We start from the raw sequence: 12497 nt of genomic DNA on the forward strand, positions 1-12497 counted from the left end.
GTTTTCTGGCCGCCGGACCGCTTCATGGCCAAAAGTGGGGGGCTTTAACGGCGGGGCAGTCGCCCGCGCGCGTCGTACAGATCCTGATTGATCAGGGAATGCAGGGTGTCCAGTGCCCGCTGGTTGTGTTCCATGAAGGTGCGCAGGATCTGACCGTTGTCCTGGTTCAGCCGGCCGGCGCGGTCGGCGCGCTCGAACAGCGCATCGAAGATCGCGCGCAATTCGGGATAGACGGCGCAGACCGCGTCGATGCCGGCGGCATCGTCGCTCTGGTCCAGTTCGTTCAGAATGCGCACGCGATCCCGATCCAGCTGCGCCAGGCGTTGCGCGTAGTCGTTCTTGCGCTGGGTCAGCTCGGCCAGGGCGAGATTCGTGGGGTCGTCCAGCAAGGCGGCGGATTCGGCTTCCAGCGCCTGGATGAATTCATCCAGCAGGTCCGACTGGGCCTGAACGCACCGCAGCAGTTTGTCGCCCAGGTTCATTTCAGCAGGTCACGCACGCTGGCCAGCAGGCCGTCGGCGATTTTGCTGGGGTCGATCTTCAGTTCGCCGGAGGCCAGCGCGTCGCGGATCTGCTGGACGCGTTCCGCCTGGACGTCGGCGCCGCCGTCGTTCAGGGCAGCCAGATGGCGGGCGGCGGGACTGAGGTCGACCGCCGTGCGGTTGCTGGCGGCCGAGCCGGACGCGGCATGGGAGGCCGTGTCGCCGCGCGTTCCCCCGGCCACCCCGTTCAGCGGGGGGTTGGACGAAGTGGAATTGATTTTCAAGACTCGTCTCCGGGTTGGATGGGAAGGATCATTGGTGCATTCCCAGTAACGGCGGCCCGGGCGGATTCTTTAGGTGCGCCCGGAACATCTACATCATAACCTGGACCGTGTGGGCGTCGATCACTGTGCCAGTGATGATTTGTCCCTTGGGGGTGCGGACCTGGATTTGCGCGCCGGGGCTGCCGGATTCCAGGGCCTGGCCCTCGCTGGTGGCGACGAAGCCGACGCCGCGCGCGATGGTACGGACCTGCTGACCGCGCTGGATGGCGTTCGGGTCCCGCAGGGCGCCGGACTCGATAGCACCCCCGGCGCGGATGCGGCGCGTGGCGATCCAGCCGACGATGTGAGCGGGATCGCCGATCAGCCGGCGATTGCGCAGCAGGTCGCCTTCCCGGGTGTCCAGGTCGTCCAGGCCCAGGATCTCGTCGCGCCGGATCAGGCGGTTGGCGACGAAATAGGTGCCCAGGATCTGGACGCTGGCCTGGACGTAGATCGTCCAGGGCTGCGGCGCCAGGCAGCGCACCCCGACGGGCGTGCGCGGCTGCAGGCCGGATCCGGACAGGAAGGCCTCCATCCGCTCGCAGGACTGCTGGTTCGCGATGCGGGGGGGATCCACGCTGATGACGGCCCGGCCCGGCCAGGAGGCCGCCCGGTCCTTCAGCAGGACCTCGACCTGGGCGATGACGGCGGCCGGATCCTGCAGGGTGGGGCGGGCCGCCTGCGCGCGCGCAGGCCCCGGCGGGGCCGCGGCGAACAGCAGGAACGGCAGGAGCCGCAGGAGTCGGAATGCGCGCATGGCCTCATTGTAGTGTCTCGCCCGGATGTCCGGATCCGCCGGGCGGGTGCCGGATGCCGGAGACTCACCGTGGCCGCCAGGCCGCCTGGCCGCATCGGCCGAATAGGGCTTCAATCCCCGCTTTGTTTTGGCGTTTATCCCCCCGGTGGGGACCGTACTATGGTGGCGTGCGAAAAGCCGCGAATGGTCGGGGGATCATTTGGTGCACGGTGGCGCGCACTCCGCTCATCCGTTTCAGTGTAAAGCCATGATCGATCGTATCGGCAAGGACCTCGAGTTCTACCAGAAAGCCCTGGCTCTGCGCCAGCAGCGGCAGGAAGTCCTGGCGTCCAACATCGCCAATGCCGACACGCCCAATTACAAGGCGCGCGACATCGATTTCAACGCCACACTGCGCGAGGCCATGGGCGAGGGCGGCCTGCCGCGCCTGCCGGACACGTCCCTGGCGCTGACCTCGGCGCGTCACATCCCGGCCAGCGCCCACACCAGAGGCCCCGCCCAGGAACTGTACCGCGTGCCGTCCCAGCCCAGCCTGGATGGCAACACGGTCGAAATGGACGCCGAGCGCACCCAGTTCGCGGACAACACCATGCGCTACCAGACCGACCTGCAGGTCCTGAACGGGCGCATCAAATCCCTGCTGGCCGCGATCCAGCAATAACCGGCCGCGCCACGGAGACCGCCATGTCCACCTTCAGCATCTTTCAGATCGCCGGTTCCGCGCTGTCGGCCCAGTCCCAGCGCATGAACGTGTCGGCCAGCAACATCGCCAACGCCGAGAGCGCCGTCGGTCCCGACGGCCAGCCCTACAAGGCCCGGCAGGTCGTGTTCCAGATGACGCCCTCGGCCCGCTCCGAGGCCGTCGGCGGCGTGAAGGTCGCCTCTGTCCTCGAAAGCAACGCGCCCCCGCGCATCCAGTACGATCCCGGCAATCCACTGGCGGATGCCCGGGGGTACGTCACCCTGCCCAACGTCGACGTCGTCGCCGAGACCGTCAACATGATTTCCGCCTCGCGGTCCTACCAGGCCAACGTGGAAGTCATCAACACAGCCAAGTCGCTGATGGCCAAGACCCTCACCCTGGGTCAATAAGGAGTCCCGCCATGTCCACCGTGAACGATGTCTACGGCTCGAACACCGTCTCCCCGCTGGCCAATGCCCAGACCAACAACCTGATGGGCGACACCCAGGACCGCTTCCTGACCTTGCTGGTCACGCAGCTGCAGAACCAGGACCCCCTGAACCCCATGGACAACGCCGAGGTCACCTCGCAGATCGCGCAGCTGTCCATGGTCAACGGCATCCAGGGCCTGAACAATACCCTGCTGGCCCTGTCGGGTCAGATGGACATGTCCCAGTCCCTGCAGGCCGCCGGCCTGATCGGCAAGGACATCCTGTATCCCGGCGAGAAAATCTCTCTGGGTACCGATCCGGATACGGGCGCCAAGGCCGCCACGCCCTTCGGTATCGACCTGATGTCCGGCGCGGCCAAGACCAAGGTTTCGATCCTGGATTCCGCCGGCAAGGTCGTGCGCGAATTCGAGCTCGATGCCAAGGACGCCGGCATCTACCCGATGACGTGGGATGGTCTGGATGGCGCCGGCGCGCCCGTGCCGGACGGGGCCTACACCGTCCAGGTATCCGCGTCCGACGACAAGGGACAGGCGGTCTCCGCCGAGGCGCTTACCTCGGGCCACATCAACAGCATTGCCTACACCTCGGAAGGCCTCAGGCTCAACCTGGCCCTGGGACAGAAGATTTCCCTGCTGGACGTTCGGCAGGTCATGTAATCAAGACGGCGGGCGCGGAACGCGCCGCCGTTTCCACGAATCAACGCACCACGCACTGAAAGGGGTCAATCATGGGTTTCGGACAAGGTCTCAGCGGATTGAACGCCGCCTCGCAAAACCTGGACGTCATCGGCAACAACATCGCCAACTCCGGCACCGTGGGGTTCAAGTCCGGATCGGCCACCTTCGCCGACGTCTACGCCAGTTCGCGCGTGGGCCTGGGCGTGCAGGTCGCCTCGATCAACCAGCGCTTCACCACCGGGATCGTGTCCACGTCGGGCAACCAGTTCGACATGGCCATCGACGGGGCCAAGGGCCTGTTCGTGGTGACCCAGCCCAACGGCGCCCAGCTCTACACCCGCAACGGCCAGTTCATTGCCGACAAGGACCACAAGATCGTCAACGCCCAAGGTCAGCAACTGATGGGCTACGCCCCGGGCGGCACCAACCTGATCGGCATGACCGTGCCGATCGGCAACATCGCGCCGCAGGCGACCAGCACGATCACCAACAAGGTCAACCTGGATGCGAATGCGATCGTGGTGCCGGGGACGAGCGTTCCTGAAACGCTTGCTACGGTTGTATTGACCCAGGGTGCTACGTCTACGACTTACTATTACCGGCCGGGTACCAATGACTGGTATAGCGATCTCGCTGGCACCACAGTATCGACACCTCCGGATGGTGCATATACAACAGGAACTCCGGCAGTGAATGTCAATATCGCTTCGGGCGTGCCGGATGCCACGATTCCTTCGACAGGCAGCAATGTCGCTTATGTTCCTGCAGTGACCGCAGTCGCTTTCAATCCCACCAATCCCGATTCCTTCTCGAAAATGGTTCCGCTGACGGTCTATGACTCGTTGGGGAACGAACATCGCGTTGAGCAGTACTACACCAAGCGCGAACCGAATGGCGGCAACAGCGTCTGGGAAGTCAATTATGTTGTGGATGGCAATGTCATCCCAACCAATACGGCAACGCTCGAGTTTGACAGCGCCGGCCGTCTCGTATCCGGTTCGCCCGCCACGATTACCTATACGCCGGGCGGGGGGACGTCTCCTGCCGATCCCTTGAACATCAAGGTGGCCTACGACGGCTCCACCCAGTTCGGCGGCAGCTATTCCCAGGACTTCGTCCAGAACGGTTACGCCACCGGCGAATACGCCAGCATGTCCATCGGCACCAACGGCGAGCTGATCGCCAACTACACCAATGGCGCGAAGAAGACCATGGGCACGATCGCCCTGGCCGACTTCGCCAACCTGCAGGGCCTGCAGCCCGTGGGCGGCAACGCCTGGGCCGAGACCGCCAATTCGGGCCAGCCCATCGTGGGCACGCCGGGCAGCAACGGTCTGGCCACTCTCAAGGGCCAGGCGATCGAGGAGTCCAACGTGGACATGTCCCAGGAACTGGTGAACATGATCATCGCCCAGCGCACCTACCAGGCCAACGCCCAGACGATCAAGACGCAGGACCAGATCCTGCAGACCCTGATCACCATGCGTTAAGCGGACCGCCCGGCATGGATCGCATCCTCTATACCGCCTCCAACGGCGCGGCCCGCATCCTGGAGCAGCAGACGGTCATCGCCAACAACATGGCCAACGTCTCCACGACCGGGTTCCGCGAGCAGATGGCGATCTACCGGTCCGTGCCGGTGGTGCCCCAGGCGGGTGAACTGCCCACCCGGGTCAGCACCGTGGCGTCCACCCCGGGCAGCCACTTCCGCCAGGGCATCGTGGCCGAGACCGGCCACGCCCTGGACGCGGCCATCGCCGGCGACGGTTGGTTCGCCGTGCGGACTCCGCAGGGCGAGGCCTACACCCGCGCGGGCGAATTCGCCGTCAACGAGCAGAACCAGCTGGTCACGCACACCGGCTTGCCGGTGCTGTCGGCCGACGGCGGCCCCATCGAGATCCCCGAGCGCGGCAGCGTGACCTTCGCCACGGACGGTCAGATCAGCGCCCTGGGCGCGGGCGACAATCCGCGCGACATCCAGCTGCTGGCGCAATTGAAACTGGTCAATCCGCCCAAGGACCAACTGGTGCGCGGCGACGACGGCCTGTTCCGCATGGCGGGGGGCCAGCCCGTCCAGCCGGACGAGACCGTCAAGATTGCGCCGGGCTTCGTCGAGAAAAGCAACGTCAATCCGGCCGCCGCGATGGTGGCCATGATCTCCAACGCCCGCCAGTTCGAGCTGCAGATGCAGGTCATCAAGAACGCCAGCACCAACGAAGAGCGCGGCAATTCGATTCTTTCGGCGGCGGGTTGAGCCCGGCGCCCCTTTGAACAGGTACGAAGACATGATACGTTCCCTGTGGATCGCCAAGACCGGTCTGGAAACCCAGCAGACCAGCATGGACGTGATTTCCAACAACCTGGCCAACGTCAACACCACGGGCTTCAAGCGCAGCCGCGCCGTGTTCGAGGATCTGATGTACCAGACCCTGCGCCAGCCCGGCGCCAGCGTCGGCGCGGCCAACCAGCTGCCCTCGGGCCTGCAGGTCGGCACCGGCGCGCGCACCGTGGCCACCGAACGCATCCACACTCAGGGCAACCTGAAGGAAACCGGCAACACGCTGGACGTGGCCATCCAGGGCAACGGCTTCCTGCAGGTGGAGATGCCCGACGGCTCTTTCGCTTACACTCGCGACGGCAGCATCCAGCGCGATCAGAACGGCATGCTGGTGACGGCGGGCGGCTACCCCATCCAGCCGGGCATCAACATTCCCGACAACGCGCTCACCATCACCATCGCGCGCGATGGCACGGTGTCCGTGACCCAGCCGGGCGCGACCGGCACCAACGTCGAGGTCGGGCAGCTGCAGCTGGCGACCTTCATCAACCCGACCGGACTGCAGAGCATGGGCGAGAACCTGTACGCGGAGACCGACGCCTCGGGACCGGCCAATCTGCTGCAGCCCGGTCTGGACGGCGCGGGCGTCCTGCTGCAGAACTACGTGGAAACGTCCAACGTCAACGTGGCCGAAGAATTGGTGAACATGATCACCACCCAGCGCGCCTTCGAGATGAACAGCAAGGCTGTGCAGACGTCCGACCAGATGCTCGCCCGCCTGACCCAGTTGTAATACAGGATGTCCATGAAGGGATTGCGTTGTGTGGCGGGAGCGTGGGCGGCGACGCTGACGCTGGTCTTGTCCGGGTGTGCGCTGGTGCCGCCCGAACCCGTCGTCACGGGGCCGCTGACCGCGCCGCCCCCGCCGCCGGCGCCTCCGTCCGTGGAAGCCAACGGGTCCATCTACCAGCCCACCGCCTACGGCAACTATCCTCTGTTCGAGGACCGCCGGCCGCGCAATGTGGGCGACATCGTCACGATCGTGATCCAGGAAAAGACCAACGCCGCCAAGAGCGTCGGCACCAGCACCGACCGCAATGGCAGCGCCAGCATGGACATCGGCCTGGCGCCGGCGATCCTGCCCACCGACCTGGGCGCCAAGCAGAACTTCAAGGTCGGCAGCGGCAATAAATCCGACGGCAAGGGGTCCAGCAGCGCGACCAACGTCTTCACGGGCACGCTGACGACCACCGTGATCGGCGTGCTGCCCAACGGCAATCTGCAGATCGCCGGCGAAAAGCAGATCGCCATCAACCGCGGCAGCGAGTATGTGCGTTTTTCCGGGGTGGTGGATCCGCGCTCGATCACGGGCAGCAACACGGTGTCCTCCACCCAGGTGGCCGACGCCCGCATCGAATACCGCAGCAAGGGCGTGATGGACGAGGTCCAGACCATGGGCTGGCTGCAGCGCTTCTTCCTCAACATCGCCCCGTTCTGACGCCATGGCCGCATCGCTGATTCCGACTTCTTTCCTCGCGCGCCGCCTGGCCGCCGGCGCCCTGGCCCTGTGTCTGGGGGCCCTGTCGCCGCTCGGCGCCGCGCGGGCCGAGCGCATCAAGGACCTGGCATCCTTTACCGGCGTGCGGGAAAACCAGTTGATCGGCTACGGCCTGGTGGTCGGCCTGGACGGCAGTGGCGACCAGGTGCGCCAGACGCCCTTCACCCAGCAGAGCCTGACCAACATGTTGTCCCAACTGGGCGTGACCGTGCCCCAGGGCACCAACATGCAGGTCAAGAACGTCGCCGCCGTCATGGTGACGGCGCGCCTGCCCGCCTTTGCCCAGCCGGGCCAGAGTCTGGACGTGGTGGTGTCGTCCATGGGCAACGCCAAGAGCCTGCGCGGCGGCACGCTGCTGATGACGCCGCTCAAGGGCGCCAACGGCCAGGTCTACGCCCTGGCCCAGGGCAATCTGCTGGTCGGCGGCGCCGGCGCGTCCCAGGGCGGGGCCAGCGTTCAGGTCAACCAGTTGAACGGCGGCATCATCCCGGACGGCGCCATCGTCGAACGCGGCGTGCCCACGACCTACGCCCAGAACGGTGTCGTGCGCCTGGAACTGAACACCAGCGACTTCGGCATCGCCCAGAACGTCGTGGCGGCGTTGAACCGTAAATTCGGCGCGCAGACGGCGACCGCGCTGAACGGTCGCACCATCGAGCTGCGCGCGCCCGCCGATCCCAAGGCGCAGCTCGCCTTCCTGTCCCAGGTGGAAAACCTGCAGGTCGGCCTGCCGCCCGCCCGCGCCCGGGTGGTCATCAATGCGCGCACGGGCTCGGTGGTGATGAACCGCACCGTCACCATCGACGAGGCCGCCATCGCCTACGGCAACCTGTCGGTCACCATCAGCCCGCAGCAGCAGGTCAGCCAGCCGACCACGCCCTTCGGCGGCGGCGAAACCGTGGTGACGAACAACACCCAGATCGAGATGCGCAGCGAGGGCGGCGCCATCCAGCGCGTCACCACCAGCGCCAACCTGGCCGACGTGGTGCGGGCGCTGAACGCCCTGGGCGCGACGCCGCAGGATCTATTGTCCATCCTGCAGAACCTCAAGAGCGCCGGCGCCCTGCGCGCCGACCTGGAAGTGATCTGAGGCCGCCATGGGATTCGTGTCGCATTCGCCCCTGCCGAGCCCCGACGCGACGCCTTCGGCGCTGGACTTCAGCAGCCTGAATGCCTTGAAGCAGGGGGTGCGGGCGGGGGGGAATGCCGCGCAGGACCAACAGCGCGAAGTCGCGCGCCAGTTCGAGGCGATCTTCATCCAGATGATGCTCAAGCAGGCGCGTCAGCAGTCGGCGCAGATGCCTTCCCTGTTCGATTCCCAGGCGACGCGCATGGCCCAGAGCATGAGCGACGAACAGGCCGCACTGGCCATGGCCGATCCCGGCCTGGGGCTGGCCGACGCGCTGATGGCGCAGATGAAGGGCGGGGTGCTGAAGCAGTCGGACGATCCCCTGGCCAATCCTCCCGAGGCGGCCCGCTCGCGACTGCCGGGCCTGCAGTCGCGCATCGGCGAAGGCCGCCGCGAAATGGCCGATTCCATCGGATCCCTGATCGACCTGCTGGCGCGGCGTGGAGTGGGCGCCCGGATCGGCGGCGCCATCCAGGGCGCGCCGGAACATATCCGGGCCTTCGTGGACCGCATGGGCGCCGCCGCCGAGCTGGCGTCCCGGCGCAGCGGCGTGCCGGCCAAGCTGATCCTCAGCCAGGCGGCGCTGGAGTCCGGCTGGGGCGAGCGCGAGATTCGGCGCCCCGACGGCCGCGGCAGCCACAACCTGTTCGGCATCAAGGCCGGGGGCGGCTGGCGTGGCGAGGTGGTCAACGTCATGACCACCGAGTACGACGAGGACGGCGTGGCGCACCGGATGTCGCAGCCGTTCCGCGCCTACGGGTCCTATGCCGAATCCTTCCAGGACTACGCCGAACTGATCGGTGGCAGCGACCGCTACGGCAAGGTCGTGACCGCGCCTTCCGCGGAGGCCGCCGCCCGCCGCATCCAGGAAGCCGGTTATGCCACCGACCCGGGTTATGCGGACAAGCTGATTTCCATCATGGGGTATTTCAACGCCCGCTGACGGCACGCTCCTCCGCCCGTCGGACCTAAATTTCCGGGCGCGCCTGCCGTTATGGTCGGGGAAGAATTCTGGAACGCGTCCATCCGGCGCGTCCGCAACCGATAGGATTGCAGCATATGAATCTGGCGAATCTCGGCAAGGCGGGCCTTCTGGTCGCGCAAAACCGTCTGCAGACGGCGGGGCACAACATCAACAACGCCGCCACCGCCGGCTACAACCGCCAGACCGTCCTGTCGCAGACGGCGGGGGCCACGCCGACTTCGGGCGGCTGGATCGGCCGGGGCGTGCAGGCCGTCAGCGTGCAGCGTTCCTATGACAACTTCCTGCAGAACCAGCTGACCAGTTCCCTGACGCGCGGCGCCGCCCTCAAGACCTACGGCGATCAGATCAGCCAGATCAACAATCTGGTGGCCGACCGCACCGTAGGCATTTCCCCGGGCATCCAGAAGTTCTTCGACAGCCTGGACGCGGTGGCTTCGGCGCCCGCCGACGTGGCCGCCCGCCAGGAACTCATCGGCCAGGCCAACAGTCTGGCGGCCCAGATCCGCGACGCCAACGCCTTCCTGGACAGCCAGCGTGTCAATGTCAACACCCAGATCGACACCACGGTCACCCAGATCAACAGCTACCTGGACCGCATTCAGGACCTGAATCGCCAGATCACCACGGCCAAGGCCACCAATCCGGGCCAGCCGCCCAACGATCTGCTGGACCAGCGCGACCAGTTGGTCAGCGAACTGGGTCAGTTGGTGGACGTCAAGGCCTACGAGCAGGACGACCGCGTCAGCCTCACCATCGGTAATGGTCAGACCGTGCTGGGCGGGGATTCCGTCTACTATCTGGAAGCCCATCCGTCCAAAGCCGATCCGTCCCGTCTGGCGGTCAACTACACCACGAAGGACGCGGCGGGCAACACCATTCCCATCGAGATGGACGACAAGCGAATCACCGGCGGCAAGCTGGGCGGCTTGCTCACCTTCCGCTCCGAGGCACTGGACGCCACGCAGAACGATCTGGGGCGCATCGCCCTGGGGATCTCCATCGCCCTCAACGAGCAGCACGCCAAGGGCTTCGACCTGTCCGGCACACCGGGGGGAAAGTTTTTCAACGTGGGTACGCCCAAGGTCATCGGCAACGAAAAGAACAGCGCCGGGGCCGGAACCCCGACCGCCGATTACGTACCCGGCGAACTGTCCAAGATCACCAACCAGGACTACCGGGTCGAATTCGACGGCACGAACTACACGGTCACGCGAGTGCCCGAAGGCACGGCCCTGACGCCCGCGGTGTCGGGCACGACTCTGAGCTTCGACGGCGTGGCGATCGATACGGCGGGCATGACCCCGGCGGCGGGCGACAGCTGGCTGATCCAGCCCACGCGCGACGCGGCGGCCGCCATGACGGTGACGATCACCGACCCGGCCAAGGTCGCCGCGGCCGGCGAGGCGTCTCCAGGCGTGGGCGCGGGCACCGCCAACGGCGACAACGCCCTGGAACTGGCCGCCCTGCGTTCCAAGAAGATCCTGGCCAACGGGTCCATGGGCATGAACGAGGCCTATTCCCAGCTGGTCAACACCGTGGCGGTCAAGACGCAGCAGAACACCACCGCGCAGAAGGCTCAGGAAACCCTGATCTCCCAGAACTATTCGGCGCAGCAGGCCGTGTCCGGCGTCAATCTGGACGAGGAATACATCAACCTGCAGCAATACCAGGAACAGTACCGCGCCGCCGCGCGCCTGATCGACACGGCTTCGACGCTGTTCGACACCCTGCTCGCCCTGCGCGGCTAAGCCGCGCCCGTACCAGGAATTCATCATGCGCATCAGCTCCAGCCTTGTTTTCCAGACCGGCCTGAACACCATCAACACGCAGCAGTCCGATCTGATGCACCTGTATCAGCAGATCGGCACGGGCCAGAAGATGGTCACCCCGGCCGACGATCCCCTGGGCGCCTCGCAGGCGATCAACCTGTCGCAGTCCCAGGCCCAGAACGCCCGCTACGCGGACAACCGCGCGGTCGTCAACCAGAACCTGGGTACCGAGGAAGACGCACTCAACAGCCTGACGCTGCTGCTGCAGGACGTGCGCACCCGGCTGGTCGAGGTCTCGAACGGCACACTGTCGGACGCCGACCGCGCAACCCTGTCCAACGTCCTGAAGAACGCGCGCGATTCCCTGGCGGGCATCGCCAACACCACGGACGGCAACGGGCAATACCTGTTTTCCGGCTCCAAGGGGGACACGCCTCCCTACGATGCCAGCGGGAACTACGATGGCGACACGCTGCAGCGTCTGATCCAGGCCGACCAGACGCGTCGGATCGCGGGCGGCGACGTGGGCTCGGACGTCTTCCAGCGCGCCCAGCCGGGCACGCGGGCCTATGCGTCCTATGCGGCGGCGGGCAATACCGGCACGGCCGTGCTGGGGCGGCCTGGGGTGACGGACAACGCGGGCGGCAACGCCTCGGCGAATTACAGCTTCAGCATCAACTTCACCAGCGCCACGACCTATACCGTCAATGTGACCGACGTGACGGGCGCGACCACGCCGACCTCGCCCCTCAACTTCCCCTTCGTGGCGGGGCAGACCACACTCGACCTGGGCTATGGCACCTCCGTGCAGATTTCCGGTACGCCGGCCAACGGCGACCAGTTCGACGTCAAGCCGCTGCAGCACGAGGACGTCAACCTGTTCAAGACTTTCGATGACGTGATCGCGGCCCTGAACACGCCTTCCGGGGGGGACGACCAGGCGACCGCGTCGTTGCGCAACGTCCTGAATACGGCCATGCAGCGCACGGCCACCAGCTACGACAACGTGCTGACCGTGCGCGCCTCCGTGGGCGCCCGCATGAATGAGCTGACCGCCCTGGACAACACCGGCACCCAGCGCAACCTGGGCTACACCAAGGCGCTGTCCGGTATCGAGGATCTGGACTACTACGAAGCCACCACCCAGCTCAGTCTGCGCAAGATGGCTCTGGAAGGCGCGGGCCTCGCGTTCCAGACCATCCAGGGTCTGAGCCTGTTCAACCGGAACAAGTGATCCGGTTGCCGGATACCCGGCCAGGCATGCGGTATTCCGGGCTTGCCTCGGCAATCCCGGACCGCTCCATCTTCCGAACGGGGGCGTGGAGCAATCCCGACGAATAGGGCCTACAAGGCCCTATTTTCTTTGGAAGCATCCCGGCGCCGGCATGGCATGCTGGGAGACCGA

General features: G+C 66.1%; 14 protein-coding genes. 11 read left to right on the plus strand and 3 right to left on the minus strand.

Annotated features, from left to right (window positions below; genetic code table 11):
* Positions 1–44 precede the first annotated feature (44 nt).
* The 3 genes from ACTPOE_RS01570 to flgA all read right to left on the minus strand — a co-directional run bounded on the left by ACTPOE_RS01570 (position 45) and on the right by flgA (position 1562).
* Entirely contained in the window at positions 45–482 is a 438-nt protein-coding gene (locus tag ACTPOE_RS01570; RefSeq protein ID WP_458870438.1) for a flagella synthesis protein FlgN, read from the minus strand.
* On the minus strand, positions 479–766 hold the full coding sequence (flgM, locus tag ACTPOE_RS01575) for a flagellar biosynthesis anti-sigma factor FlgM (protein ID WP_458870439.1): 288 nt from the start codon (positions 764–766) through the stop codon (positions 479–481). Before flgM ends, ACTPOE_RS01570 begins: the two co-directional genes overlap by 4 nt.
* A gap of 88 nt (positions 767–854) precedes the next feature.
* Entirely contained in the window at positions 855–1562 is a 708-nt protein-coding gene (flgA, locus tag ACTPOE_RS01580; RefSeq protein WP_458870440.1) for a flagellar basal body P-ring formation chaperone FlgA, read from the minus strand.
* Between the two features lie 247 nt (positions 1563–1809).
* On the opposite strand from flgA, the gene flgB reads away from it, so the two are divergent.
* The 11 genes from flgB to flgL all read left to right on the plus strand — a co-directional run bounded on the left by flgB (position 1810) and on the right by flgL (position 12326).
* Complete coding sequence (gene flgB, locus ACTPOE_RS01585; protein WP_458870441.1) at positions 1810–2223, plus strand: flagellar basal body rod protein FlgB; 414 nt, start codon at positions 1810–1812, stop codon at positions 2221–2223.
* Between the two features lie 23 nt (positions 2224–2246).
* Positions 2247–2654, plus strand: coding sequence for a flagellar basal body rod protein FlgC (gene flgC / locus ACTPOE_RS01590; protein ID WP_458870443.1), 408 nt, complete (start codon positions 2247–2249; stop codon positions 2652–2654).
* 11 nt (positions 2655–2665) lie between these two features.
* Complete coding sequence (locus tag ACTPOE_RS01595) at positions 2666–3352, plus strand: flagellar hook capping FlgD N-terminal domain-containing protein (RefSeq protein ID WP_458870444.1); 687 nt, start codon at positions 2666–2668, stop codon at positions 3350–3352.
* A gap of 71 nt (positions 3353–3423) precedes the next feature.
* On the plus strand, positions 3424–4863 hold the full coding sequence (locus ACTPOE_RS01600; RefSeq protein ID WP_458870445.1) for a flagellar hook-basal body complex protein: 1440 nt from the start codon (positions 3424–3426) through the stop codon (positions 4861–4863).
* Positions 4864–4877: 14 nt separating this feature from the next.
* Positions 4878–5627: a flagellar basal-body rod protein FlgF gene (gene flgF / locus ACTPOE_RS01605; RefSeq protein ID WP_458870446.1), complete on the plus strand. Its 750-nt coding sequence runs from the start codon at positions 4878–4880 to the stop codon at positions 5625–5627.
* Positions 5628–5658: 31 nt separating this feature from the next.
* Entirely contained in the window at positions 5659–6444 is a 786-nt protein-coding gene (flgG, locus tag ACTPOE_RS01610; RefSeq protein WP_458870447.1) for a flagellar basal-body rod protein FlgG, read from the plus strand.
* A 12-nt stretch (positions 6445–6456) separates the two neighbouring features.
* Positions 6457–7149 carry a flagellar basal body L-ring protein FlgH gene (locus ACTPOE_RS01615; RefSeq protein WP_458870448.1) on the plus strand — a complete coding sequence of 231 codons (693 nt, stop codon included), beginning with the start codon at positions 6457–6459 and terminating at the stop codon, positions 7147–7149.
* Positions 7150–7153: 4 nt separating this feature from the next.
* Positions 7154–8299, plus strand: a complete 1146-nt coding sequence (locus ACTPOE_RS01620; protein ID WP_458870449.1) for a flagellar basal body P-ring protein FlgI — start codon at positions 7154–7156, stop codon at positions 8297–8299.
* 7 nt (positions 8300–8306) lie between these two features.
* Positions 8307–9281, plus strand: a complete 975-nt coding sequence (gene flgJ, locus ACTPOE_RS01625) for a flagellar assembly peptidoglycan hydrolase FlgJ (protein WP_458870450.1) — start codon at positions 8307–8309, stop codon at positions 9279–9281.
* A 116-nt stretch (positions 9282–9397) separates the two neighbouring features.
* Entirely contained in the window at positions 9398–11071 is a 1674-nt protein-coding gene (flgK, locus tag ACTPOE_RS01630) for a flagellar hook-associated protein FlgK (RefSeq protein WP_458870451.1), read from the plus strand.
* A gap of 25 nt (positions 11072–11096) precedes the next feature.
* Positions 11097–12326 carry a flagellar hook-associated protein FlgL gene (flgL, locus tag ACTPOE_RS01635; RefSeq protein ID WP_458870452.1) on the plus strand — a complete coding sequence of 410 codons (1230 nt, stop codon included), beginning with the start codon at positions 11097–11099 and terminating at the stop codon, positions 12324–12326.
* Positions 12327–12497: the final 171 nt, after the last annotated feature.

This window comes from Castellaniella sp. WN (assembly GCF_054457555.1).